General features: G+C 61.5%; 17 protein-coding genes. 11 read left to right on the forward strand and 6 right to left on the reverse strand.

Going from position 1 to position 25,595, the window contains the following annotated elements; all coding sequences use genetic code 11:
• The first annotated feature begins 3 nt into the window (after positions 1-3).
• The 11 genes from GTP46_RS16720 (at position 4) to GTP46_RS16770 (ending at position 14,869) form a co-directional block, all read left to right on the forward strand.
• Positions 4-1,242, forward strand: coding sequence for an acyl-CoA dehydrogenase family protein (locus GTP46_RS16720; protein ID WP_161007770.1), 1,239 nt, complete (start codon positions 4-6; stop codon positions 1,240-1,242).
• On the forward strand, positions 1,239-2,342 hold the full coding sequence (locus tag GTP46_RS16725) for an LLM class flavin-dependent oxidoreductase (protein ID WP_161007771.1): 1,104 nt from the start codon (positions 1,239-1,241) through the stop codon (positions 2,340-2,342). The genes GTP46_RS16720 and GTP46_RS16725 overlap by 4 nt, the downstream gene beginning before the upstream one ends.
• 16 nt (positions 2,343-2,358) lie before the next feature.
• Positions 2,359-3,315 (forward strand): D-isomer specific 2-hydroxyacid dehydrogenase family protein, encoded by a 957-nt coding sequence (locus GTP46_RS16730; RefSeq protein ID WP_161007772.1) that lies wholly within the window; start codon positions 2,359-2,361, stop codon positions 3,313-3,315.
• A gap of 22 nt (positions 3,316-3,337) precedes the next feature.
• Entirely contained in the window at positions 3,338-4,207 is an 870-nt protein-coding gene (locus GTP46_RS16735; RefSeq protein ID WP_161007773.1) for a class II aldolase/adducin family protein, read from the forward strand.
• A gap of 11 nt (positions 4,208-4,218) precedes the next feature.
• Complete coding sequence (locus GTP46_RS16740; RefSeq protein WP_161007774.1) at positions 4,219-5,046, forward strand: TonB family protein; 828 nt, start codon at positions 4,219-4,221, stop codon at positions 5,044-5,046.
• 18 nt (positions 5,047-5,064) lie between these two features.
• A complete protein-coding gene (locus GTP46_RS16745) occupies positions 5,065-6,057 on the forward strand; it encodes an ABC transporter substrate-binding protein (RefSeq protein ID WP_161007775.1) in 993 nt (330 codons plus the stop codon).
• A gap of 24 nt (positions 6,058-6,081) precedes the next feature.
• A complete protein-coding gene (locus GTP46_RS16750; protein ID WP_161007776.1) occupies positions 6,082-8,571 on the forward strand; it encodes a TonB-dependent receptor plug domain-containing protein in 2,490 nt (829 codons plus the stop codon).
• Complete coding sequence (locus GTP46_RS16755; RefSeq protein ID WP_161007777.1) at positions 8,561-9,574, forward strand: ABC transporter substrate-binding protein; 1,014 nt, start codon at positions 8,561-8,563, stop codon at positions 9,572-9,574. The genes GTP46_RS16750 and GTP46_RS16755 overlap by 11 nt, the downstream gene beginning before the upstream one ends.
• Before the next feature lie 20 nt (positions 9,575-9,594).
• Entirely contained in the window at positions 9,595-10,923 is a 1,329-nt protein-coding gene (locus GTP46_RS16760; RefSeq protein ID WP_161007778.1) for an LLM class flavin-dependent oxidoreductase, read from the forward strand.
• Between the two features lie 570 nt (positions 10,924-11,493).
• Complete coding sequence (locus GTP46_RS16765; RefSeq protein ID WP_371869685.1) at positions 11,494-13,077, forward strand: rhodanese-related sulfurtransferase; 1,584 nt, start codon at positions 11,494-11,496, stop codon at positions 13,075-13,077.
• Positions 13,078-13,162: 85 nt separating this feature from the next.
• The gene (locus tag GTP46_RS16770; RefSeq protein ID WP_161007780.1) at positions 13,163-14,869 is read left to right on the forward strand and encodes a methyl-accepting chemotaxis protein; all 1,707 of its coding nucleotides are present in this window, start codon (positions 13,163-13,165) and stop codon (positions 14,867-14,869) included.
• A gap of 1 nt (position 14,870) precedes the next feature.
• Here the strand turns inward: GTP46_RS16770 and GTP46_RS16775 are convergent, their stop codons facing one another.
• The 6 genes from GTP46_RS16775 to GTP46_RS16800 all read right to left on the reverse strand — a co-directional run bounded on the left by GTP46_RS16775 (position 14,871) and on the right by GTP46_RS16800 (position 25,573).
• The gene (locus GTP46_RS16775) at positions 14,871-16,943 is read right to left on the reverse strand and encodes a TonB-dependent receptor (RefSeq protein WP_161007781.1); all 2,073 of its coding nucleotides are present in this window, start codon (positions 16,941-16,943) and stop codon (positions 14,871-14,873) included.
• Positions 16,885-17,376 carry a DUF6702 family protein gene (locus GTP46_RS16780; protein ID WP_202414319.1) on the reverse strand — a complete coding sequence of 164 codons (492 nt, stop codon included), beginning with the start codon at positions 17,374-17,376 and terminating at the stop codon, positions 16,885-16,887. The genes GTP46_RS16775 and GTP46_RS16780 overlap by 59 nt, the downstream gene beginning before the upstream one ends.
• Positions 17,376-19,718 (reverse strand): M1 family metallopeptidase, encoded by a 2,343-nt coding sequence (locus GTP46_RS16785; RefSeq protein WP_161007783.1) that lies wholly within the window; start codon positions 19,716-19,718, stop codon positions 17,376-17,378. The genes GTP46_RS16780 and GTP46_RS16785 overlap by 1 nt, the downstream gene beginning before the upstream one ends.
• Positions 19,719-19,802: 84 nt before the next feature.
• Positions 19,803-21,338, reverse strand: a complete 1,536-nt coding sequence (locus tag GTP46_RS16790) for a carboxylesterase/lipase family protein (RefSeq protein WP_161007784.1) — start codon at positions 21,336-21,338, stop codon at positions 19,803-19,805.
• A gap of 15 nt (positions 21,339-21,353) precedes the next feature.
• Positions 21,354-22,439 (reverse strand): LacI family DNA-binding transcriptional regulator, encoded by a 1,086-nt coding sequence (locus tag GTP46_RS16795; protein ID WP_161007785.1) that lies wholly within the window; start codon positions 22,437-22,439, stop codon positions 21,354-21,356.
• Positions 22,440-22,546: 107 nt separating this feature from the next.
• Positions 22,547-25,573 carry a TonB-dependent receptor gene (locus GTP46_RS16800; protein ID WP_161007786.1) on the reverse strand — a complete coding sequence of 1,009 codons (3,027 nt, stop codon included), beginning with the start codon at positions 25,571-25,573 and terminating at the stop codon, positions 22,547-22,549.
• Positions 25,574-25,595 lie beyond the last annotated feature (22 nt).

Raw genomic sequence — 25,595 nt, forward strand, 5'->3', positions numbered from 1 at the left:
CTGATGATGACCTCCGTACTTCGCCTGCCGATTGCAGAAAACAGCTACCAGCTGGATAGCCCGGAATTTGCCGCGCTGCTGGATACGCTGACTACCGAATTCGCCGCCACCGCCGAGCAGCATGACCGTGATGGCAGTTTCCCGCACCGGAACTTCGAACGCTTGCACGAATTGGGTTTGCTCGGCTTGACCGTGCCGCGTGCGCTGGGCGGCCTTGGCGCCAACCTCGCGCAAACTGCCCGCGTGATCGCCGCCGTCGCACGCGGAGAGCCATCCACCGCGTTGGTGCTGGTGATGCAGTACCTGCACCATGCGTCTGGCCGCCAGGCCAAGTGGCCGCAGCACCTGTTGCATCGCGTGGTGGAAGACACGCTGCGCAACGGTGCCTTGATTAACGCGCTGCGCGTTGAGCCGGAACTGGGCACGCCCGCGCGCGGTGGCCTGCCGGGCACCATCGCTCGCCGCACGCCGGAAGGATGGCGCATCAGCGGCCGCAAAATCTACTCGACCGGCATTCCGCGCCTGACATGGCTGGGCGTGTGGGCGCGCAGCGACGATGCGGAGCCGCTGGTCGGCAGCTGGCTGGTGCACCGTGATACGCCGGGCATCAGCATCGTCGAAACGTGGGACCACCTTGGCATGCGCGCCACCGGCAGCCATGAAGTGGTGTTTGATGACGTGCTGGTGCCGCTGGAGCACGCGGTGGAAGTTAATCCTGCCAGCGCTGCGCCTGAGCTGGACGCCTCGCTGCTGCTATGGATGTCCGTGCTGCTGTCCGCCATCTACGATGCCGTGGCCCGCAATGCGCGCGACTGGCTGGCCGGATGGTTGGAAGAGCGCGTGCCGGCCAATCTGGGCGCACCCTTATCCAGCCTACCGCGCTTCCAGGAGGCGCTGGGTCAGCTCGATGCGTGGCTGTTCTCCAACCGTGTGCTGCTCGATTCCGCCGCCAGCGGCGCGGTGCCACCTTCAGACGCGTTCCGCATCAAATATCTCGTCACCAACACTGCGATCCAGGTAGTGGAGAAGGCGATTGAGTTGAGTGGCAATCCGGGCCTGTCGCGTTCCAATCCGCTGGAACGCTACTACCGCGACGTGCTGTGCTCACGCATCCACACGCCGCAGAACGACACGATTTTAGTCAATAGCGGCCGCACCGCCTTCGCCGCGCGTGCCGCCAAAAAAGCTTCTCTCTCCGGCGTGGCCGGCATTTCAACTATCACTGCAAAGGACGCATCATGAGTATCGAATTTATCGGCTTTAGCGCCACCCAGGAAGTTTCGGAAACCGTTCTGCCGCAAGGCCCGGTCGTCAACAAGAGCTTCCTCGGTGCGGTGGCGCGTGCCCACGAATACGCGGGCTTTGACCGCGTGCTGGTGGCGCACAGTAGCGCCTCGGTGGACGGCTTCCAGGTGGCGTCCTACATCGCTTCGCAGACTGAAAAACTGGGTATCCTGCTGGCGCACCGTCCTGGCTTTGTGGCGCCAACGCTGGCCGCACGCCAGTTCGCGACGCTGGATCACTTCAGCGATGGCCGCCTGGCGGTTCACGTGATCAGCGGCGGCGACGACACCGAGCAGCAGCGCGATGGCGATTTCCTCGATCACGACCAGCGTTACAAGCGCACCGACGAATATCTTGACGTGGTGAAGAAAACCTGGACTTCGGAAGGCGCGTTTGACCACGAAGGCCCGCTGTACCGTTTTAAAGGCCAGAACGCCGGTGTGCGTCCGGTGCGCGACCAGCACATTCCGGTGTACTTCGGCGGTTCGTCGGATGCAGCGATTGAAGTCGCAGGCAAGCATGCTGACGTCTACGCGCTGTGGGGCGAATCGCTGGCGCAGGTAGAAGAAACCATCACCCGCGTGCGTGCTGCCGCCGCCAAGCATGGCCGCGCCGACAAGATTCGTTTCAGCCTGTCGCTGCGTCCAGTGCTGGCGGAAACCGAGGAAAAAGCGTGGGCCAAGGCCGACGCCATCCTCGCTACCGCGACTGAGCGCGTAAAGAGTAACGTCCACTTCAGCAAACGTCCACAGCAACCACAGAACGCTGGTTCGCAGCGCCTGCTGGAAACTGCGGCGCAAGGCAAGGTGGTGGACGAGCGCCTGTGGACTGGCATCGCAGCACTGACCAAGGCCGCCGGCAATTCGACTGGGCTGGTCGGCACGCCGGAGCAGGTACGCGATGCGTTGATCAAGTACTGGGAACTGGGCGTGACCACCTTCCTGATTCGCGGCTTTGACCCAATCCAGGACGCGCTGCAGTATGGCCGCGAACTGATTCCGCTGGTGCGCGCGGCGATCGCAGAACGCGAAGCGCAGGACCAACGACTGGCAGCATAAACAACGGAGTACAGCGATGAGCGCAGTGAAGAATAATTTGATCGTAGCCAGCCAGTTCGACCCCAAGGTCAACGCACTGCTGGCCCAGCGCACCGGCCTGGCGGTGCGCGACGTGGCGCCCGGTCCTTTGACCGAGCTGCCGCCGGGCGCGGACGTGCTGTTTGCTTTGCCGGCGCCGAAAGGCCAGTCACTGCTTGAGGTTCCAGCGCCACGGGGCTGGAGCGATGTGCAGTGGGTGCAGCTGGCATCTGTCGGCATCGACTACTACCCGGACTGGCTGTTCGACGGCCCGGTGGTGACGTCGGCGCGCGGCACGGCATCGATCGCCATCGCTGAATACGTGCTGGCGGCGATCTTCACTGCCGCCAAGCGGGTGCCGGAAATCTGGCTGGAACAGGCCAGCGACTGGCGCCGCATTCAATTGGGACTGGTGCAGGGCTCCACGCTAGGCCTGTACGGCTTCGGTTCCATCGGCCAGGCCTTGGCGCAGCGCGCGCTGGCGCTCGGCATCAAGGTGATTGCACTGCGCCGCTCGGACGCGCCGTTCGAGGTGGATGGCGTGGAGCGCGTGGACTCGCTGGAGCAACTGGTGGCACGTTCGGACCATCTGGTGCTGGCCGCGCCATCGACGCCGGACACGCATCATGCGATCAACCGCGCTACGCTGGCCCGCGCCAAACCGAACCTCCACTTGATCAATATCGCACGCGGTAACCTGGTCGACCATCAGGCGCTGCTCGATGCGCTGGACGAGGGCAAGCTGGCGCTGGCGACGCTGGACGTGACCGATCCCGAACCGCTGCCGGCCGGCCATGCTTTCTACCGCCACGCGCGTGTGCGCCTGTCGCCGCATATTTCGCCCAGCACCGACCAGATTGTGCCTGCACTGATCGATAAATTCGTGCTGAACCTGGACCGCTTCCGCAGCGGACAACCACTGGCTGACGTGGTGGATACCGCGCGCGGCTACTGATTACTGATACAAGGACCATTCCATGAGCAGCTCTGCACCACTGTACTCCGCGCCGTTGTCGCGTCCCCATTTGCGCACGGTCGGCAAGCAGTATCCGCGTCCGGCCATCTACAGCGCACCGCGCGACGACAACGGCAATATCATTTTCGCACAGCCGCCGGAACCGGAGGGCTTCGAGGCGCAGCGCCAGCATCGCAAGGAACGGTTGGCCGTTTCCTTCCGTTTGTTCGCACGCTACGGTTTCGACATGGGTGGCGCGGGCCACATCACGGCGCGCGATCCTGAATTTCCGGACCACTTCTGGGTCAATCCGGCCGGCGTGTACTTCGGCCATATCCGCGCATCGGACCTGATCCTGGTCAGCCATGACGGCAAGATCGTTGAAGGCGACGGCCTGCTGAACCGCGCGGCGTTTGCCATTCACTCTGAACTGCACAAGGCGCGCCCGGACGTGATCGCGGCGGCGCACTCGCATGGCTTGTATGGCAAAGCCTTCGCGGCGCAGGGCCGCTTGCTCGAACCGTTGACGCAGGACTCCTGCGCGTTCTACGAGGATCATGCAATCTTCACGGATTTCAGCGGCGTGGTGCTGGATGCCAGCGAAGGCCAGCGTATCGCCGAGACGCTCGGTCCCCGCAAGGCGGTGATCCTGCAGAACCACGGCTTGCTGACGGTAGGTGCGTCGGTGGAGTCGGCGGTGTGGCGCTACATCGCATTTGAGAATGCGGCGCAGGCGCAGTTGCTGTCCGAGGCCGCCGGCTTGACACGGCCGATTCCGCACGACGTGGCGCTGCACACTTCCAAGCAGATGGGCTCCGAGGCCGGTGGCTGGTTCAGCTTCCAGCCGCTGTGGGATGTCATCACGCGTGAAGAACCGGATTTATTCGACTGAGGAGAAGCACCATGTCCAGCGCCACGCTATCGCTGAATGATACTTTCGCGCCAGAAGACCTGGCCACTACCGGCACGTCCGCGCCGCTGAGCGTCGCACCAGCGCCGGTAGGCAGTGCCCAATCGGCGGCGACGCATGGTGCGGGCTACGCGACGTCTTATCTGGACGCGGGAGCAGGCAAGCACTGGCTGCGTCGTCCTGGAGCGCTGGTCACGGTGGCGATCCATGGTGTGGCATTGCTGGCCATCTTGAACTGGACAGGCGCCATCAAACGGCCGCACGCACCGCAGGTGATAGAACTGATACACATCATGCCGCAACAGAAGCTGACACTGGCGCCACCGAAGCCGGAACCGACAAAGGAAAGACAAGTCGCACTGGCGCCACCCCAGCCGACCGCGCAACCGCAGCCGGCGCCGAAAGCGGTAGAAGCACCACCGCCGACGCAGGCCGAAACAATCGCGCCGCCTACGCCACCCGGGCCCGTAGTTCAAGCGCCGCCCGCTCCACCAGCAGCACCGGTGGCGTCTGGGCCGAAGCAAATCAGTACCGAGGGTATTCCGACCGATTACGTCAACCAGGTCTACGCCCGCATCAATCGCAACGCCGACTATCCGCGTGAAGCGAAGATGCGCCGCCAGCAGGGCAAGGTCGGCTACCGCCTGACGCTCAATCCTGACGGTTCGCTGGTCACGTTCGATATCCAATCGTCCGGCGTGGACTCTTTGGACGAAGCAGCACGCGACGCCATCCGCCGTGCCGCGCCTTTCCCTCGATTGCCCGATTTGGGCGGTAGCAGCTATCTGCTGGCCGGGAATATCGTATTCAAAATTAATTAACTTTTTAAGGCTGGGATCATGGATTCGATCACTTCGAAGGGCGGCGCTCGCCGTCAGTTTCTGCGCAATGGTGTTGGCATGGCGCTGTTGATGGCCGGATGGAGCAACGCCACTCGCGCCGCAGCGTTGCAACTGCGTGACGTCACGCTGCGCGTCGGTACCTACAAGGGTGGCGACAGCGCCTACTTCAACGAGGCAGGTGTGGCCGACATTCCGTACAAGACCGCGTTAGCGGAATTCGCCGGCGGGAACCTGATCGTGGAGGCTTTGTCTTCCGGCTCGCTGGATTTCGGCGGCATGAGCGAGATCCCACCGATTTTCGCGGTAGCCGGTGGCGCGCCGATGAAAGTGATCGCCGTGTTGCGCGGCGACGTGAATAACCAGGTGGTGCTGGTGCCGAAGAATTCCACCATCAGCGATCCTGCGCAGTTCAAAGGCAAGCGCATTGGCTACGTGCGTTCCACCACCTCGCACTACTTCCTGATCCAGTTGCTGAAAGAGCACGGCCTGACCTTCAAGGATATTGAGGCGGTGCCGCTGCTGCCGCAGGACGGGTTAGCGGCTTTCAAGAGCGGCCAGCTGGATGCCTGGGTGATCTACGGGCTGGTGGTGGAATTCGCCAAGAGCCAAGGCGCGCGCGTGCTGCGAACGGCGAAGGGCTATCTGTCCGGGAACTACGTTATCAGCGCCTCGTCGCAGGCGATCGCCGACCCGGCCAAGAACCAGGCCATCGGCGACTACCTGCAGCGCGTGGCCAAAGTGTACGACTGGATCAACCGCAATCCGGACAAGTGGGCTACCCGCAGCGGCCAGATTGCCGGTGTGCCGCCGCAGTTCTTCCTGAATCAAGTGAAGCTGCGCAGCGAGCCATACAAGCTGATACCGGTGGATGAAGCGGCGATCAAGTCGCAGCAAAAAGTAGCGGACGTGTTTGCGGATGCTGGCCTGCTGGCCCGCCGCATCGATGTGCGTCCGATTTGGGATACCAGTTTTGCCAAATATTTAGCCTAACAATAAATCAGAGAGGGATATTGAATGCAGCACTATTCGAAAAAGATCGCGTTGACGCCACTCAGCCTGGCCCTGATGGCCATCGGTGTTCCAGCGCTGGCCCAGACCAGCGTAGGGCAGGTACAGGACGTTGTGGTGACTACCGGCGTACGTGGCGAAGCGCGCACCGTGGCCGATAGCCCAGCACCAGTGGACGTCATCAGCGGCGAACAATTGATCCACACCGGCCGCGCGGAACTGGCGGAAGCGCTGGCGCGCCTGCTGCCATCGTTTAACTTCGGCACCAACCAGGCGGGCGTGAACTCGGTGGTGCGGCCGGTGAGCAATCGCGGCCTCGGACCTGCCTACACGCTGGTGCTGGTGAACGGCAAGCGTCGCCATAATAGCGCGCTGCTGACCAACGGCGGTGGCGATACCAGCGGCGTCAATGCCATCGACCTGGATACTATTCCGCTCAGCGCCATCGACCATATCGAAGTGCTGAAGGACAGCGCAGCCGCCCAATACGGTTCGGACGCAGTGGCTGGTGTGGTGAACGTGATTCTCAAAACCGGTAATCATGGTGGCGAAATCTCGGCAGGTTACGGCAGGCTAAAAGATGCGGACGGCGACTTGACGAACAAGAAGCTGGAAGGCGATGCAGGTTTCGCTCTGGGCGATGACGGCTTTGTGCACGTTGGTGCGGCGTTGCGCAAGCGCGGGCAGGCCTGGTACAACTTCCCTTCGACTAACCTGGTGGCTTACTCGCCGGCCTCCAATCCGAAGAATGCGACTTGGAATCGCGATGGTGCGCATAACGGCGACCCGGGCATCGAGGCTTACGACCTGGCGTTCAATGCCGAGAAGCCGTACAACGCCGACATCACGCTTTACGCCTTCGGTACTGCGGGAACGCGCAATACGGTGGCGGGGAATAACTTCCGCCGTCCGAATGGCCTCGCGACTATCGCACAGATTTTTCCGGACGGGTACTTCGCCGTGAATAATATGAGTGCACTCGATTTCCAGTTGAACTTTGGCGCGCGCGGTAAGACGGCAGGCTGGAATTGGGATATCAGCACTGGTTACGGCAAGAACCGCGCCCGCCAGTACAGCAATCTGACGCTAAATCCTTCGCTCGGTCCTTCATCGCCAACCAGCTTTGACAACCTCGCGACCTACCAGTTCGAGCAGTGGACTACCAACGAAGACTTCACCCGCGCCGTAGACATCGGCGGCAAGAAACCGCTGCAATGGTCGTGGGGCCTGGAGCAGCGTGCCGAACGCTTTGCCACTTTCGCCGGCGATCCGCTGGGCTATAAAAACGGCGGCTATATCTTCAAGGCTGGCGACCAAGAGGGAAATCCTAACGTCGGCAAGCCGGCCGCTGTCGGCGCGCAGGCCGGCGTGGCGCTGTCGCCGGCCGACGCCACCAGCATCCGCCGCACGGTGCTGGCGGTGTATAACGACATTGGCCTGTATCCAACCGAGGACTGGTTCGTGGATGGCGCGGTGCGTTTCGAACACTATAACGACAGTGCCGGTAATACGGCCAGCGGCAAAGTAAATAGCCGCTACGATTTCTCGCCGAAGGTGGCAATACGTGGCACAGTGGGCACGGGCTTCCGCGCACCGTCGCTAACGCAGACCGGTTACTCGCAGACGGACAACCGTACCAACATCAATCCGGTGACGGGTGAGGTGGGGCCTAGCTTGTCCAAGCTGCTGCGCAATAACTCGGATCTGGCGCATAAATTTGGTGCGCGCGATCTGGATCCGGAGAAGTCGGTCAACTTCGGTATCGGTATTGTGCTCAAACCTGCCGACAATGTAAACGTGACGCTGGATGGCTATCAGGTCAAGGTGAAGGACCGCATCGTCCGCACTGGCTATATGTTCGGTCCTGCGTTTGCACCGACGCTGATTGCGGCGGGACTGACCGGCACTGAGTGGATCCAGTACTTCGCCAATGCAGTGGATACGCGCACGCGCGGCGCCGACCTGGTGGCCGACGCCACCAGCGATTACGGCAGCTATGGGCTGGTGCGCTGGGGTGCGGCGCTGAACTGGAACCGCACTACGGTCACGCGCATCAATCCAACGCCGTCGCAGATTACGTCGCTGGGCGCCAATCCCGGCGGAAGTTCGGTGTGGTTTGGCTACTCGGCTGGTGGCGGCATCGGCGACTTGAGCGCCACGCCGAAGACCAAGCTGATTCTGTCGGCGCGCTGGTTCCTCGGCGACTTTGAGGCCAACGTGCAAACCACGCGCTACGACTCTTACCTGTGGCAGACCACTGCCGACCGCTCGAAGGATTATCACTTTGGCGCGAAATGGCTGACGGATTTGGACCTGAGCTATGCCGTCACCAAGAAGACCAAGCTGGTGATCGGTGCGGCCAACCTGTTCAACGTCAAGCCGGACAAGAATGGTCCGGGCGACGCCAATTCGGGTGGTAACAGCTTTGTGTACGGCCCGGCGCCGTTCGCGCCAAGTGGCGCTTACTACTACGGCAAGGTGACGTATGTCTTCTGATGCGGACCAGGTCCGCCGGCGTTTGCTGGCCATGCTGCCCGCAGCCGCGTTGCTCGGTGCTTGTGGCCGGGCTGGGGACAGCGCATCGGCCGCCAGTACCTCTGCAGCGGGCCGTGTGCCCGATCTCTCGAAGGTTACGCTGGTCTTGGGCGACCAGGTCAAGCTATTGCAGACCAAGGCAGAAGCGGCCGGCGTACTGAAAGACGTGCCGTACAAAATCCAGTGGGCCAGCTTCCAGGGCGCAGCGCCGCTGTTTGAAGCCGTAGTTTCCGGCGACGTTGATACCGCTATGGCGGCCGACACGCCTGCATTGGCCGCAGCTGCGGGTGGTGCGCGTGTGAAGGTGGTAGCGGCCAGCGTTTCGTCGCCGGTTGGTGTGGCGATACTGGTGCCGCCGGATTCGCCGATTAAAACCGTGGCCGACCTAAAGGGCCGCAACGTCATCGTCTCTTCAGCGCGTGGCAGCGTTGCGCACTTCCTGTTGTTTGGCGCACTGCGCGAAGCGGGTCTCAAGCCGGAAGAGGTCAACACTGGCTTCCTGCTGCCGAGCGACGCGGCTGTCGCTTTCTCCAGCGGGAAGATCGAAGCATGGGCTACCTTCGGCACCTATCAAGCGGCGGCGGAACTGCGCGGTGCGCGCGTGCTGCGCAACGGCGTTGGCATCAATTCCGGCATCGGCGTGATCGCCGCCTCCGACGCTGCGCTGGCCGATCCTGGCAAACGCGCCGCGCTGGCGGACGTGCTGCAACGGCTGGCGCAATCCAACGTCTGGGCCAACGCCCATCCGAAGGAATATGGCGAAGTATTTCAGCGCCTAACTGGATTACCACCCCTGGTGGCGCAGCTGGCGGTTAGCCGCGACAAGCCGCAACTGCGCGCGGTCGACAGCGAGATCGTACGCCAATTGCAGGAAGTCGCCGACACCTTCTACGAAGCCAAACTATTCCCACGCCGGGTAGACGCGAGCAAGCTGGTTGACCCCAGCCTGTTCCGCCCAGCCTGACCATTTTAAGGAGTATCACCATGAGCAAACGACAATTGAAACTCGGCTTCATCCTGCACGGCGTTGGTCCCGGCTGGGGCGACTGGCGCCATCCTGATGCCGATCCTACGGCCAGCACCAATATCGACTTTTACCTGCGCCAGGCGAAACTGGCGGAGCAGGCCAAGTTCGATTTCTTGTTTGTCGCGGATAGTGTGCACATTACCGAGAAATCCAGCCCGCACTACCTGAACCGCTTCGAACCGCTGACGATTTTGTCGGCACTGGCGACGGCCACGCAAAAAATTGGCCTGGTCGGCACGCTAACCGTCAGCTATAGCGAGCCATACACGGTGGCGCGCCAGTTTGCTTCACTGGACCATATCAGCAAGGGCCGCGCAGGCTGGAACGTGGTGACCTCGTGGCTGTCCGGCAGCGCAGAGAATTACGGCAAACCGACGCACCCGCCACATGAAGTCCGCTACCGCATCGCTGCCGAGCATCTCGAAACGGTGCGCGGCCTGTGGGACTCGTGGGAAGATGATGCGCTGTTGCGCGATAAAGCCAGCGGCGAATTCTTCGATCCATCCAAGCTGCACACGCTGAACCACAAGGGCGATTTCTTCTCGGTGCGTGGTCCGCTCAACATCAGCCGCTCGCCGCAAGGCCAGCCGGTGATCTTCCAGGCCGGTGCTTCGGAAGATGGCCGCAATTTCTCGGCCCGTTACGCGGATGCCTTCTTCACGGAGAATTCGTCGTTCGAAGCGTCGCAAATCTACTACGCCGACATCAAGAAACGCGCCGCAGCCTTTGGCCGTGCGCCGGAACGCCTGAACGTGCTGCCAGCTTTGCGCGCCATCGTCGGCCGTACCGAGGAAGATGCAGAGCGGCTGTACAAGGAAGCGGTGGCCCTGATCCGCGTTGAGGACGCGTTGGTGGCTTTGGCTCGATCCTTCAATGAGCATGACCTGACGCAGTACCCGCTGGACGGACCATTCCCGGACATCGCGCAATACGGGGCTGAGAGCAACCGCAGCTCGTCCGAGCGCATCATCCGCATCGCCCGCGAAGAAAATCTCACGCTGCGCGAAACGGCATTGCGCTTCGCCAGTCCGCGCCGTGAATTCGTTGGCACAGGCGTGCAGGTGGCAGACGCCATCCAGCACTGGTTCGACGGCGGTGCGGCCGATGGCTTTATTCTGTTCGAATCGCTGCCCCGCCAGTTGGATGCTTTCGTGGCCGAAGTGGTGCCAGTGCTGCAGGAGCGCGGTCTGTTCCGGCGCGAATATGAACACAGCACCTTACGTGGTAATCTGGGCCTCGATGTGCCGGAAAACCAGAATACCGCGGCACGCCGCAAGGCAGCGTAAGGAGGAGACACGATGAGTGAAGTACAGCATTTACCACAACGCCTGCAGCATTTCGTCACGCAACTGGAATCCGTAATCGGGCAGGAAGAAGCGCAGGTTGTCGAACAAGGTTCGGCGCTGCTGCGCGACTTGGTGGCGCATGACGACTGGCTGCCGCCGGAAGCGGCTGCGCCGCATCCGCAGTTCTATCGCCAGTACCTGTTGTACCGCGATCCAGCCGCGCGTTTTTCGGTGGTGAGCTTTGTGTGGGGACCGGGCCAGTCGACGCCTATCCACGACCACACGGTTTGGGGCTTGATAGGCTTGCTGCGCGGCGCGGAGATTTCGCATGACTTCCGCCGCAGCGCCGACGGCAAACTGGAACGCCACGGCGAGCCACAACGCCTGGAGGCCGGCACGGTGGTGGCGGTGTCGCCGACGCTGGGCGATATCCATCAGGTCTACAACGCGTATAGCGACCGCGTATCGATAGGCATCCACGTCTATGGTGCGGATATCGGCGCGGTTGATCGCAGTGTGTACACGCTGGATGGACAGGTCAAGCCTTTCCGCTCCGGCTACACGCCACAGATCCCTTACCGCAGCTACCAGCAGGTGAGGGCGGAGCTGCTGGCCGGCCGCGAAATCGCCTTGCTTGATGTACGCGAGGAAGATCCCCACGCGCAGGCGCATCCGCTGTTCGCGGCCAACTTCCCATATGGCCGTATCGAAATCGACGCTTACACCAAGCTGCCGCGCCGCGATGTGCCCATCGTGGTGCTGGATGACGGCGAAGGCCTGGCGCTGCCGTCGGCGTTGCGTTTGCATCAGCTGGGCTACACCAACGTGGCGGTGTTGGAAGGCGGCGTGTCCGGCTGGCGCGATGCAGGCGGTGAGTTATTCCGCGATGTGAATGTGCCGAGCAAATCGTTTGGTGAATTGGTGGAGCATGAGCGCCACACGCCATCCCTGTCCGCGCCGGAAGTGAAGGCGCTGATCGACAAAGGCGAGAACATCGTCATCCTTGATGCGCGCCGCTACGATGAGTACCAGACCATGAGCATCCCCGGCAGCATTAGCGTGCCGGGAGCAGAGTTGGCTTTGCGCGCGCGCGAGCTGGCGCCGGATCCATCGACCCGCATCATCGTCAATTGCGCCGGCCGCACGCGCAGCATCATCGGCACGCAGTCGCTAATTAATGCTGGTGTGCCGAATCCCGTATCGGCGCTACGCAATGGCACCATCGGCTGGACCTTGGCCGAGCAGCAGCTGGAGCATGGCCAGTCGCGCAGCTATCCGCCGGCATCGGACGCCAACCGGCAAACGGCGGCGCGCGATGCACGCGCGCTGGCCGACCGCGCCGGCGTGCAGCGGCTGGATCGCTCGCAGCTTGAAGCACTGCATGCGGACCGCACGCGTTCCAACTACTTCTTCGACGTGCGCAGCCCCGGCGAGTATGGGGACGGCAGGTTACCGCACTTCCGCAACGCGCCGGGCGGGCAGCTGGTGCAGGAGACCGAACAATTTGCGCCGGTGCGCGGCGCGCGCATCGTACTGGCTGATAGCGACGGCGTTCGTGCCAACCTCACCGCACACTGGCTGCGCCAGATGAATCACGATGTCTATGTGATAGACGGCCTGCAAGCAGGGGACTTCAGCATCCCAGGCGGGTGGAAGGACGAGCTGCCGCCGCAGCCGCAAGTGGAGGAGATCAGCATCGATACGCTGGCGCAGTGGCTGGAAGAAGCACCACAACAGACGGCGGTGCTGGACTTCACCTCCGGCTTCAACTACCAGAAGCGGCATATTCCCGGTGCTTGGTTTGCGTTGCGTTCGCAGCTGGCGGCGGCACTGGCGCAGCTACCGGAAGGCGTGCAGCGTTATGTGCTCACGTGCGGCAGCAGCCTGCTGGCGCGTTATGTTGCCGCCGACTTGCGTGTGCTAACCAAGCTGCCGGTGGTGGTGCTCACTGGTGGAACGGGTGCATGGGCTGCGGCTGGAAAGCCCGTAGAATCAGGCGCTACGCGTTTGGCCTCGCCGCTGATCGACCGTTATCGCCGTCCGTATGAAGGCACCGACAATCGTGCCGAAGCGATGCAAGCCTATCTCGATTGGGAGTTCGGGCTGGTGGCGCAATTGGGGCGCGATGGGACGCATGGTTTTCGCGTAGTTTGACCTCGACGGATTTTTCTCATGCGTTATACTGGTTTCAGGCTGCATAGATGGCCGGATCCCTTCTACTTACATGAGAAAAGTCACAATGACGATTACGAAGCGACTGATATTAACCCTGTCGTTGGCTTTGGTGGCGCTGATTTTTGTTGGCGTCACCGGCCTTACCCAGCTCTCGCGCGCGCAGCACCGGTTGGACATGGTGCAGACCAACCTGATTCCAAGTATCGCCGGCCTGAATTTGGCGAAAGGCTACCTGGCTGATAGCCGCCTTGCCGGTTATCGCCTGTCGGTGTTCTCCAACTTGTCCGACAAGACGGCGCTGGACAAGGCCTACAACGATGCTCACGCCAAGTTCGACGAGGTGATCGCGAACTACGAGAAGGAACGCATCTTCGACGACACCGACCGCAAGATGCTGGAGGCCGACAAGGCCGCGATGGCCGCGTATCGCCAGGCGCTGATTCCGTTCCTGGCCGGCGCGCATGCCGGCGATCTGGATGCGGTGCGCGCCACGCTGCAAGCCGGCACCCCGCTGGCCACGTCTGCGGCTGCTGTTAAAAAAGCCTTTGACGATCATATCGCCTACAACAACAAGCTGAGTGATGACGTGCGCGCTGAAAGCGTGGCGGCGTATAACTTTGCTTTCAACTTGCTGGTGACGGTCATTGTGCTGGCGGTGCTGGTTACCGGTGCATTGGCGTGGCAGCTGTACGTCACCATCAAAGGCAGCCTGGAATCGATCCGCAGCACGCTGGAAGATGTGAGCCAGTCGCTGGACCTGACGCACCAAATCAAGGTGGAGCGCATGGACGAAATCGGTCACACGGCGGTGGCGTTCAACAAACTACTGGAGCAGATTGCAGGCGTGATTGAGACAGTGCGTGCGTCCACCAGCGCGGTGGGCGCGGCTTCGCAGCAGATTGCGGCTGGTACCGGCGACCTGTCGCAGCGTACTTCGTCGCAAGCGGCGGCACTGGAACAGACTGCGGCCAGCATGGAGCAGCTGACGTCCACCGTCGGCCAGAATGCGGACAACGCGCGGCAGGCCAACCAGCTGGCGCGTTCCGCGTCCGAAGTGGCAACGCAGGGCGGTTCGGTGGTAGAGCAAGTGGTGGTGACGATGGGCTCCATCAACGAATCGTCGCGCAAGATTGTGGATATTATTTCGGTCATCGACGGCATTGCGTTCCAGACCAATATCCTGGCCTTGAATGCGGCGGTTGAAGCGGCGCGTGCCGGTGAGCAGGGCCGTGGCTTTGCGGTGGTGGCGACCGAGGTGCGTAACCTGGCGCAGCGTTCTGCGGCGGCGGCCAAGGAGATTAAGGCGCTGATTGATGATTCGGTGGAGAAGGTGGGCTCGGGCACCAAGCTGGTGGAGCAAGCCGGCAGCACCATGAACGAAGTGGTCTCCAGTATCAAGCAGGTGACCGACATTGTCGGCGAGATCAGCGCGGCGACACAGGAGCAGAACGACGGCATCGCGCAAGTGCATCGCGCCGTGACGGAGATGGACCAGACCACGCAGCAGAACTCTTCGCTGGTGGAGCAGACCGCCGCCGCTGCGACCACGCTGCGCGATCAGGCGGACAAGCTGGATCAAGTAGTCAGCGCGTTCAAGATTAATGCTTCGCGCGCCGCCTATGTGCCGCCGGTAGCACGTCCGGCGCCGCGCTCAAGCGCTTCGGTAACGCCACTGGCGAAAGGCGCTCCGCGCGCCAAGCTGCTGCCGAAGCCCGCTCCGCAAAAACAGAAAGCTGCTTCCGCCTCTGGCGATGAGTGGGAAGAGTTCTGAATTAGAAGTTCTTGACCAGTGTCGCGCGCAGTGAGCGCGATTCGATAGGGTGGAAGTGGATGTCGGCAACGGCGGCCGCTTCGCCCTTTAGTTGGGACTCATAGTAGTAGTCGATGGCGGAGTCGCGGCGGTTGGTGATGTTGAAGGCTTCCAGCTCCAGCGACAGGTTCTTGCGAATCTTCCAGCCGAAGCGGCCATTCAGCGTCATGCTGGCTTTGGATCGCACGCTGTTATCTTCGATCAGCGGGCGCGGGCCGAAGTAGCGCAGCTTGAGCGAGGCCGAATACGGTCCGCCATCATCCACCGTTACCGCCAGTTGCCCTGTGCCTTCAATTGCACCGGGAATGTAGCTGCCTTCTTCCTCGTAGCCGCGTGAACGCGCGCGCGCATAGGCCAAGTCCAGGTCGACCGACAGCCATTTCAAAGGTTTGTAGTAGTTGGAGAACTCGACGCCATAACGGCGGCTTGGCGGACCGGCTTCAGTGGCGCCAGCGTCGCCGATGTAGACCAGTTCCGAATCAAAGTCCAGGCGGTACAGCGATAGCGAGGTTTGCAGGCCTGGCAGCCACGCAGTACGCGCCCCCAGCTCCATGCCGCGTGAACGCACCAGCGGCGTGACCTTGTTCGCCGCAAGGCCGGTCTTGGGATCGATGGTGATAGTGGTGCCGCGCGCGTCGTTGCTATGGAAGCCGCTGCCAAAGTTGGCGTACACCTCGGCCGTCTGCCACGGCCCGTAGATCAGGCTCACACTAGGGCTGACCAAATGATCATTGGCCTTGCCCGAATTGGCTGCAAGGTCGCTCTGCACATCGAAGCGGTAGCCGTCCACCCGCGCGCCGACCACGGTGCGGAAGGCTGCATCCCAGCGCGTATTATTCTCGACGTACAGGCCGGCGCTGGATTCAACGATATGATCCTGCCGCGTCACCGACAGCGTGCGGCGCGCCTGCGTGTTGTACAAACCGTTGAAGATATTGTCGTTCTGGAGCTGCACGCCGACCGTGGTTTCGCTGTTGCCGGTCTCGGTATGATGGTGCCAGCTGTGAGACGCATTCAGCCCGCTGGTGACGCGCCGGTCCGGCTGTGCAAACTGGTCGCCATGTAGCGGATCGTCCATGAAGTAGGTGAAGTTGGACCACAAGTCCAGCAGGTTGGCGATGATGTAGGCGTTGACCTTGAACGCGCTGTCGTCGGTGGTGCGTCGCCACCCTCCGGAAAGGCTGTAACGGTGGGCCTTGCCGCCGTCCGTGCTGTCGATGGCATCGTTGCGGCCGATCTGCCCATCCTGCACGGCACGCAGCGGAATCTGGTCGGTGGAATTCCAGTCCGCCTTGTACGCCATCAGGCTGACGTTGAAACCGTTGTTGGTATAACCCTCGCTGTAACGCAGCACAGCATTCAGTTTCTGGTAATCGTCTGGATGCGTGAATGGACCGTCGTTGTGCATCGCTTCGATGGCGTATAGCAGGCTGCCGCGCGAGGTGTCGACCGAATCGGCCAGCAGCGCACGGCCGTAGCCGTTTTGCCCAGCCGAGATGCTGGCCACGCCTTGCAGCAAGCGGCTTGCATACACCACGGACGCGGTGCCAGCCGATGCAAAGTCGCCTTCCTCGGCGGAGTAGGGGCCTTTCTTGTAATCGAGCCGCACCGCCAGTTCAGGGATCAGGAAATTCAGGTCGGTCCAGCCCTGGCCATGCGCGTGGCTGCGCTGGTTGACTGGCATGCCGTCCACGCTGGTGCGCAAGTCGGTGCCGTGATCGAGGTTGAAACCGCGCAGGTAGAACTGGTTGGCCTTGCCCTCGCCGCTATGCTGGCTGACCACTAGGCCAGGCACCGCCTCCAGCACTTCGCCGGGCCGGTACACGGTGCGCGCCGCCAGCTCTTCCTGCGTGACGCTGCCCGCGCTGGCGGAATCGGCGACGCCCAGCTGGTTGCTGCGCGAGCCTTCGACGAGAATCTTTTGCAGGATCTGGTCGTCGGCCTGCGCGGCACCGAAGGCCAGCAACAGCAGGTATTTAAGGGGCGATTTGATCGATGCTGCTTTGATCGAAGAGGAGGGTTTTGGTGGCGCCATTGGTTTGCAGGTTCACGGTGTTCTTTTGCGACGGCAGGAAGTCTATCAGCAAACCGTTGTGAATGCGGCTACCCTGCGTCAGTTTTACACTTGGGATTTCCTGGAAAATCACGACGCTGTCGGCATCCACCTTCACGCCCACCCATTGCAACGGCAGGCGCTTGCCGTCCTTGTCGGCGATGGTGAACTGCTTTTCGACGTAGCGCTGCAGTGGCGCTTCGCTGTCGGCGCGGCCAAGGTCAAACTGGCGGCCATAGAGATTGGTCAGCAGCGTGGCGAGATCGTGCGCGGTGTAGGTGTGCACGATCTCGGTGCTGCCGGTGCGCTCGTTGTAGCTGATGTCCGCTATGCCCATATGGAAGTTGTGGGCGTGGGACATCGTGCTGGCCAAGGTCAGCACAGTAGCGACAACGACGCGCAGGCGGCGTAACATCACTTTTTCTCGTCCTTCTTCAGCGGCATATTAAAGTCGCGCATCAGGTTATTTTTATCACGCTCGGTCTTGAACAGTTCGAGGCGGGACTCCGTTACCTTGCGCGGCCACGAGTTGTTGGACGTGTCGATGTCGGCGGTCTCCCAGTTCGGATCCTGGGTCAGGCCCACCATCGGTTCGTCGGTGACGATCAACTTGGTGATCTTCTTCGAGTTGTAGCGCCATACTTCGGCCGGAACGCGCTCGATGTACTTCTTGCCGCTCTTGAGTTCAATCTCCAGGATCAGCGGCATCACCATGCCGCCAAGGTTGGAGAAGTCCACCAGGTACAGGTGCTTGCCCTGGTCCAGCAGTTTTTTCTCCCACGGCTCCAGCTTCTCGACTTCTTCAGCGTAGGTGTTACGGTCCTTGTTGGTGACCGTGAACTCATCGTGATCGTTGTAGAAGTCCTTCAGCTCCGGATGTGCATCCAGGCGTTTCGGCAGGGCCTTGTTGCGCTGCTCGGACAGCGAGATTGGCTGCGCGTCCTTCTGCGCCTTCTTCCATGCCTTTTCCTTTTCAGGATCCTTGGTACTCACGCCGTACTCGGTGATGCCGTCGATGCTGATATCCACCGGATCGGTGGTGTAGAACCAGCCGCGCCAGAACCAGTCGAGGTCCGTGCCGGAAGCGTCTTCCATGGTGCGGAAGAAATCCGCAGGCGTTGGGCGCTTGAACTTCCAGCGCTGGGCGTATTCGCGGAATGCATAGTCGAACAGCTCGCGGCCCAGAATCGTCTCGCGCAGGATGTTCAAACCGGTGGCTGGCTTGGCGTAGGCGTTATTCCCAACCTGGAGCAGCGACTCCGAGTTGGTCATGATCGGCACCTGGTTATGGCTGCGCATGTAGTCGACGATGTTGCGCGGCTCGCCGCGGCGCGACGGGTACTTGTCTTCCCACTCCTGCTCGGCGAGATACTGCACGAAGGTGTTCAGGCCTTCATCCATCCAGGTCCACTGGCGCTCGTCAGAGTTGATGATCATCGGGTAGTAGTTGTGGCCTACTTCGTGGATGATCACACCGATCAAGCCGTACTTGGTCTGCTGCGACCAGGTCAGCGCGCCAGTTTTCTTATCCTTGGCTGGACGCGGGCCATTGAAGGAAATCATCGGGTACTCCATGCCGCCCACCGGACCGTTGACCGAAATCGCGGTCGGATACGGGTAGTCGAAACTGTACTTGTTGTACTTGTCGATGGTGTGGATGATGGCCTGCGTGCTGTACTTGCCCCACAGCGGATTGCCTTCCTTCGGATAGTAGGACATCGCCAGCACGTCGGTGGAGTCCTTCTTGTAGCCTTGCGCATCCCAGATGAATTTGCGGCTCGAAGCCCACGCGAAATCGCGCACGTTGGATGCGGTGAAGTGCCAGGTCTTTGTGGCGCTGCTGTGCGACTTCTCGGCCTTGGTGGCCTCTTCCTGCGTGACGATAACAACCGGTGCGGTTGCGGTCTTGGCTTTTTCCAGGCGCTCGCGCTGCACGGCGCTCAGTACGTCGTTAGCATTTTGCAGTTGGCCGGTGGCCGCAACCACGTGATCTGCCGGCACGGTCAGCTGTACATCGTAGTTGCCGAATTCCAGCGTGAATTCGCCGGTGCCCAGGAACTGCTTGTGCTGCCAGCCATAGACGTCGTAGTAGGCCGCCATGCGCGGGAACCACTGGGCGATTTCGAACAGGTCGTTCTTGTCTTCTTCAAAGTGTTCGTAGCCGGAACGGCCGCCCAGCACCAACTGCTCGTTGATGTTGTAGGACCAGTCGATATTGAAGACGAACTTTTGGCCCGGCTTCAATGGCGTTGGCAGGTCGATGCGCATCATGGTGCGGTTGATCACGTACTTCAGCGGTTTGCCGTCAGCGCCTACGCTCTTGATCTTGAAGCCGCCGTCGAATTCACCGCCAGCCAGGATGCCGCGCATGCCTTCAAACTTGTAGCCTTCTTCCGGCGACGCCTTGGCCCACGCTTCGCGCGAAGGCTGGGTGAGCATCATGCGGGCGTCGGAATCTTTTTTGTAGATGTTCTGGTCCAGCTGCACCCACAGGTAGCTCAGCGTGTCCGGCGAGTTATTGTGATAGGTGATTTGCTCGCTGCCGGTAAGGGCGCGTTTGGCTTCGTCCAGCGTGGCGCTGATGGTGTAGTCGGCGCGCTGCTGCCAGTAAGCGTGGCCCGGCGCGCCGGAAGCGGTGCGGTAGACGTTAGGAGTCGGCAGGATCTCGTCGAGTTGACGGAATTTGTCGTCGAACGGCTCCGCTGCATAAGCGGACACCGTCAGGCAAAGGGCCAGGAAGCCAATTTTTTTGCGCATGTGGGTTGTTCCTCTGGATAAGAGGATAAATTGTATAGCAGGTTTTCACATGATTACCTGCTGATACAAAAATATACAAACCACCTATTCAACTTTTTTAACTTGCGACTCCTGGAATTGCTGGTGCGCGTCGTCCGTCGCGGTGATGGCAGTTGACGGAACATCAAGCTTCATTAAGCGTGAGCCCTTGCTGCTGCTGGCTTGCGGCCACTCCGGCAAGCCGGCGCCGTTAGGATTGCCGGTCTTGATGAAGTTGGCGAAGTAATCCTGCATCTGCGCCGACAGTGCGCGATCGTCGTCGGTCCATGAATAGACTTTATTCCCTGCCAGGTTGCCGAGCGCGTATTCGATTTCCACCGAATGGCCAGCGCCATCCTGGCCCGGACGTGGACGGGTGTAGTAATAGCGGTAGGTCGGCTTGCCGCTGGTGCGCGCGTGCGAGTCTATCCATTTCCACGTGCCATAGCCGATAAAGCGATCGCTCGCCAACTCGGTGGCAGCTTGCTTCACATCGCCGCTGTAGGCTTGCTGCGCGGCGGCGGCCTCGTCGCCGTAAATTTTTTGTAGCGCGGCGGCGAAGTTGTCGTTAGTCGCTTCGGTCTCGCCGAGGATTTGCTTGTAGTGGCCTTCATACGAATTCCAGCCCGCCAGCAAAGGCACTTTGGCTTGTTCGCCGGCAGCGTAGATGGCGACCGGGGAGCGCGGGATCACGTAGCCATCCTGGATCGCGAAGAACCATGCGCCCGGTTTTTTGGTCGCATCCAGCAACTGCTGGGCGGGCAGGGCGCGCAGTTCTTTCAGCGTTGGCGCCCCGGCGCCTTGCGCGAATGCCGTGCCGATTTGTTCGGCGACCTTGAGCGGGGCAGGCGCCATCAGTCCAAGCAGTGAGCCGCTTTCGCCTATCGCGCCCGAGATCAAGCCTTTAGCCTGCGGGTTGATCATCTGCGCGCTGACCGAGAACGAACCCGCCGATTCGCCCGCGATGGTCACGCGCGCTGGATCGCCGCCGAAGGCTGCAATATTCTGCTTCACCCACTGCAGCGCCGCCGCCTGGTCCATCAGGCCGTAGTTGCCGGACGCGTGGTGCGGCGATTCCTTGGTTAGCTCCGGATGCGCCATGAAGCCGAACACGTTGAGGCGGTAGTTGACGGTCAGCGTGACGATGCCTTTGGCCGCCATGCTCTCGCCGTCGTAGCGCGGCTCCGAGCCATCGCCTGCTGCAAAGCCGCCGCCGTAGAAGTAGACCAGCACCGGCAGCTTTTCTTTCGCTGATTTGGCAGGCGTCCAGACGTTGAGATACAGGCAGTCTTCGCTCACGCCGTCGGAACGGAACACCATATCGCTGAACAGCGGCAGCTGCATGCAGCGCGCTGCGAAATGATCGGCCTTGCGCACGCCTTTCCACTTGGCCGCTGCTTGCGGCGCAGCCCAACGCAGCTTGCCGACCGGCGGCGCGGCATACGGAATGCCTTTGAACGCCTTGACGCCAGACGCCTCCTGCACGCCGCTCACCGCACCGGAGGCGGTACTGGCGGAAGGGGCGCGCGGTGCGCTGTTGGTGGCATAAGCAGAAGAGGAGATAACGCTAGCAGCAATCAACAGCACATGGAGTTTGGTCATTGTCTCGGTATGTTTTTAGTGTTTGGGCCGCAAACGCGGTGCAGCATCGGACTGGCGGCGTATCAGTGCGTGTTCCATGACGACATGTTCCGGCGCTTCCGGCGTGCCGTTGCGCTGGGCGCGGATCAGGCGCACCAGCGACTGCACGGCGGCCTCCGCCATGTCGGTAATCGGCTGGCGCACGGTGGTCAGTTCGGGCCAGATGGTGGTCGCCAGCGCGGTATCATCGAAGCCGGCCACGGTCAGGTCGCCCGGCACATCGAGGCCGAGGCGGTGTGCGATTGCCACCACGGCGGCGGCCATATCGTCATTGCTGGCGAAGATGGCGGTCGGGCGCTGCTCAAGGCCGAGCAGCTGTTCCGCCGCATCGAGGCCGGAACGATACGTGAACAGGCCTTGCACGATCAGCTCTTTGGCGCTCTGCGCATTCTTCTCCGCGATGGCGGCCTTGAAGCCGGCCAAACGGCGCGCACTGGCGCTCTGGTTCGGATGGCCGATGACGAAGCCGATGCGCTGGTGGCCCAGCGCGATCAGGTGGCAGGTCATGGCATATGCAGCTTGATAGTCGTCGATGCTGACGCCGGCCACGCGCGGGTCGGGCTGGCCGCAAGCGACGGTAATGGCCGGCGTGCCGGAAGCGGCGATCAGGTCGATCAGCTTGCGCGTGTCGCACAGCGGCGGCGGCAGGATGATGCCGTCCACGCCATTGGCGATCAAACGGCGCGCCTGTTCGACGCCGTGTTCATCGGCTTCGCACTTTTCTACCACCAGCTGCACATTGTTTGGGCTGGCCTGGTTCAACAGGCCGACCAGGAATTCGCTCAGGTAGCCCGCGCTCGGATTCGAGTACAGGAAGCCGACGCGGATCGGGCGCGATCCGGCGAGACGGCGCGCGGCCTGATTGGGAACGTAATTGAGGGCGGCAACGGCCGCATCAACGCGATTGCGGGTTTTTTCGCGGACGTTGGTATCGCCGTTCATCACGCGCGACACCGTCATCGGGGACACGCCTGCCAGCTCGGCCACATCGGCCATAGTCGGGGCCTGCGAGCGGCTCTGCACGGCCGTTACCGGCGCCGGTTTCACCTTATTCTTTGTCATCTGCCTTGGTAACCTCGATTTATAAATCAAGCTATGTTCAGCGTCAGACTTTACCACAAGCGACCGCCGGCCGGGGCAGGGAATGCCCCATTCGGCGGCCTTTTTACTTAGAACTTGGCGCGCAAACCGATGTTAAACGTGCGGCCAGGTTTGTACTCGGTGTACGTCGCATTCGAGAATTGGAAGTAGGTACGTTGCGAGTTGCGATTCAGGTTGACGATGTCGAAGGTCAGCGTCGGCCAGCCATCGCGATCCAGCACATGTTCCAGGTCGATGCTGGTCGACAGGTCCAGCTGCTTGTAAGGATCCGAGAAGATCGCGGCCTTGGTGATGCCGTTCTGGTTCGCGCCCGATACCTGGCTGCCGTCCGAGTAGGTGTGCGACAGGCGCGCGCTGTAGCCGTGCTGCTGGTAATAAGCCGTGAAGCTGTTGGTCTTCTTCGGTACACCCAGTGCGATGAAGCCGTTCGAACCTTCGCCCGATGCGCTCTGGTTGATCAGGGTAGCGCTTTCGCTGAAGCCAAAGCCGCGCAGCATATTAGGTAGCCATTTGTCCAGCGGCTGCACCCAGCCCAGTTCCAGACCCTGGATTTTCAGCTTGCCGGTGGCGTTACGTGAACGGGTCATTACCACGGTGGCGGTGGTCGGACCGCCGCGCGCATCGATCGCATCCTTCTGCGACTGGCTCAGGCTCGCGTAGGTCACGCCTTGCGCCGCCAAATCGCTGAACGGCATGGTGACGTTTTCCTGCACCGTGAAGCCGTTAATCTGCTTCTGGAACACGGTGGCGCTGACGTAGCCTTCGCGGCCGGTGTACCACTCCAGGCCCAGGTCCAGGTTATCCGAGATGTAAGGCGTCAGCGCTGGGTTGCCGATCGAGCCGGTATCCGCCGACGGCGAGCTAAAATTGGTCCCTGGACGCATGGCATTCGGGTCGGCGCGCGTCATCGAACGCGAGACCGAGGCGCGCGCCACCAGGTCCTTGGTCAGGTTCAGCGCAGCGCTGGCCGACGGCAGGGTGTTGCTGTAGTTGTTGTCCAGGTAGTAGAAGCTATTGATCGATGGGTACTTGCTGCCGTTGAGCGTCAGGTTCTGTGCTGCATTGCGCGGATCGGCCGCCGAGATGAAACCGCCCACCACCTGGCTGGTGCGCACATAGCGCACGCCGGCGTCGTAGCGTAGCGGCAGGCCGGCAACGTCGGTGGCGCCGCTGGCTTCCAGGTAGATCGCCTTGGTCTTTTCGCTGATGTAGCCGGCCGACGCGCCGGTGTTGGCCGAACCGGTTTGCGGTGCGGTCGACTCGTAGTAGTTGTAGTTGGAATCCTTGGAGAATTTATCCCAGTCGACGGTGACAAAGCCGGTGGAAGGGTTCGCGTGGATGTAGTTGGTCAGCGCGGTAGCAGGAATCAGCGAACCTTGATAGACGATAGGCGTGGTCTGGCCGGCGGTGTAGCCGGTGCCGTAGCCCGGATACAGGGCGGCTGCGCTGCCCGGTGCGACGATGCCGTTGCAGGCCACACTAGGCGCATTCCCGTTGATCCACTGGCTAGGGTTGTTGCCGCAAACGGCGGCCTGCCATGCGCCCGAGTTATCCAGGCTGGTGATGCGGCGCGAAATGTCGTCGTACGCCAGCCCGCCCTTAATGGTAAAGGCTTTGTCGCCCCAGCTTAGGTTCGTGTGCGCGCCCTTGGTCTGGGTGTTGCGCAGTTCATCCTGCACGTTGACGCGCGAGCCGCTGTTGTAGCCGAAGCTCGCTGGATTGTTCAGGTCCAGGTTGGAGGTGATGCTCGGAATGGCGCCGTTGTTGGCGTAGGTGATAGTCGAGCTGCCGGTGGTGAGCAACACGGTTGGCGACTGGCGCTTGAAGTCCGACTTGGTCAGATTGACCTGGCCATCCAGCTTCCACTTGTCACCGAGGTCCCATTCCACGCCAGGGTTCAGGCCCCACAGTTTGGTGTCTTCGGTGTACGGGCGGAATTCCAGGAAGGACTGGGTGTTGGCAAAGGTGCCGCCAGTGGCAACGCAACCATTTTCGCAGCTGCCATCAACCTTCATGTTGAGCGGGATGACGGAGCCGTTACGCAGGCTCCAGTTCATGTCCTGGCGCGCCATCTTGGTGTTCTTCTTGCTGTACATCGTATCGACGTAGAAGCGTAGCGAGTCGAGCGGGCGATACTCGGCGCTGAACACGGCGGTGTACTTGTCCTTGGTGCCGCTTTCGTCCATCACACGGCCGAGACGCGGAATGATTGCGTTATCAATTTGCTGTATGGTGAGGCCCGGGTTATGCGCCAGCAGGAAGGCCTGGTCGATTACGGTGCCCGCTGCCAGTCCATTGCCCGCAGTGGCAGGCACGGTGGACGGCACGGTGAAGTTGCCACCGCCGGTGCTGTTGCGGTTTGCCGCGCTGTCCTGCGCTGCACTCAGGTTGGCGTTGGTCCAGCCGACCGATTCAAAACCGGTGGTGTGGACTTTGGCTTGCGACCACGCGAAGCCGCCGAGGATACCGAACTCCTTGCCCCAGGTCTGGCTGCCCAGCATGGAGCCGCGATTGCCCCATTTGTCGGCGACGGTGTTGTTGGTGCCGGTGACGTTAAGCGCAAAGTGGCGGCCCGGATCATCGAACGGACGCGCAGTGCGCATGTCGACGACACCAGCGGCGCCGCCTTCAATCTGCGCAGCGGTAGGGCTCTTGCTGACGGTGAGCTTGCGGAACAAGTCAGTCGGCAGCAGGTCCAGATCCACCTCGCGGTTGGTGTTCTGGTTGTCGGTGCGGCCGGTGGAGGCAACGGCGATCGGCGCGCCGTTCAGCAGCACCTTGGTGAAGCTGGTACCCAGGCCGCGGATCTGGATGTTCAGACCTTCGCCGTCGATCTCGCGCGAAATCTGGATGCCGGGAATGCGGTTCAGCGATTCGGCGATATTCGAGTCAGGGAATTTGCCCAGGTCTTCAGCGAACACGGAATCCTGGAAGCCGACGGCCTCGCGCTTGTCCTTGGCGGAGGTTTCAAGGCTGGCGCGATAGCCGGTCACTTGCACTTGCTGCATCGGGGCTGCGTCCTGCGCGTACGCTTGCGCAATCATGCTGGCCATCGTCGTCAGGCCAAACAGCACCTTGCCGGTCCTTCGGTTCATATAGTGTCTCCTCTTTATTTGA

The organism is Duganella flavida (assembly GCF_009857445.1).
Taxonomy (GTDB): Bacteria; Pseudomonadota; Gammaproteobacteria; order Burkholderiales; family Burkholderiaceae_D; genus Rugamonas; species Rugamonas flavida.

What these genes read in the sequence shown, in the direction of transcription:
- GTP46_RS16795 (WP_161007785.1), bottom strand. Translation starts at nt 22,439, where the DNA reads ATGACAAAGAATAAGGTGAAACCGGCGCCGGTAACGGCCGTGCAGAGC.
- GTP46_RS16730 (WP_161007772.1), top strand. Translation starts at nt 2,359, where the DNA reads ATGAGCGCAGTGAAGAATAATTTGATCGTAGCCAGCCAGTTCGACCCC.
- GTP46_RS16755 (WP_161007777.1), top strand. Translation starts at nt 8,561, where the DNA reads ATGTCTTCTGATGCGGACCAGGTCCGCCGGCGTTTGCTGGCCATGCTG.
- GTP46_RS16800 (WP_161007786.1), bottom strand. Translation starts at nt 25,573, where the DNA reads ATGAACCGAAGGACCGGCAAGGTGCTGTTTGGCCTGACGACGATGGCC.
- GTP46_RS16780 (WP_202414319.1), bottom strand. Translation starts at nt 17,376, where the DNA reads ATGTTACGCCGCCTGCGCGTCGTTGTCGCTACTGTGCTGACCTTGGCC.
- GTP46_RS16740 (WP_161007774.1), top strand. Translation starts at nt 4,219, where the DNA reads ATGTCCAGCGCCACGCTATCGCTGAATGATACTTTCGCGCCAGAAGAC.
- GTP46_RS16720 (WP_161007770.1), top strand. Translation starts at nt 4, where the DNA reads ATGATGACCTCCGTACTTCGCCTGCCGATTGCAGAAAACAGCTACCAG.
- GTP46_RS16770 (WP_161007780.1), top strand. Translation starts at nt 13,163, where the DNA reads ATGACGATTACGAAGCGACTGATATTAACCCTGTCGTTGGCTTTGGTG.
- GTP46_RS16735 (WP_161007773.1), top strand. Translation starts at nt 3,338, where the DNA reads ATGAGCAGCTCTGCACCACTGTACTCCGCGCCGTTGTCGCGTCCCCAT.
- GTP46_RS16790 (WP_161007784.1), bottom strand. Translation starts at nt 21,338, where the DNA reads ATGACCAAACTCCATGTGCTGTTGATTGCTGCTAGCGTTATCTCCTCT.
- GTP46_RS16750 (WP_161007776.1), top strand. Translation starts at nt 6,082, where the DNA reads ATGCAGCACTATTCGAAAAAGATCGCGTTGACGCCACTCAGCCTGGCC.
- GTP46_RS16725 (WP_161007771.1), top strand. Translation starts at nt 1,239, where the DNA reads ATGAGTATCGAATTTATCGGCTTTAGCGCCACCCAGGAAGTTTCGGAA.
- GTP46_RS16760 (WP_161007778.1), top strand. Translation starts at nt 9,595, where the DNA reads ATGAGCAAACGACAATTGAAACTCGGCTTCATCCTGCACGGCGTTGGT.
- GTP46_RS16775 (WP_161007781.1), bottom strand. Translation starts at nt 16,943, where the DNA reads ATGGCGCCACCAAAACCCTCCTCTTCGATCAAAGCAGCATCGATCAAA.
- GTP46_RS16785 (WP_161007783.1), bottom strand. Translation starts at nt 19,718, where the DNA reads ATGCGCAAAAAAATTGGCTTCCTGGCCCTTTGCCTGACGGTGTCCGCT.
- GTP46_RS16745 (WP_161007775.1), top strand. Translation starts at nt 5,065, where the DNA reads ATGGATTCGATCACTTCGAAGGGCGGCGCTCGCCGTCAGTTTCTGCGC.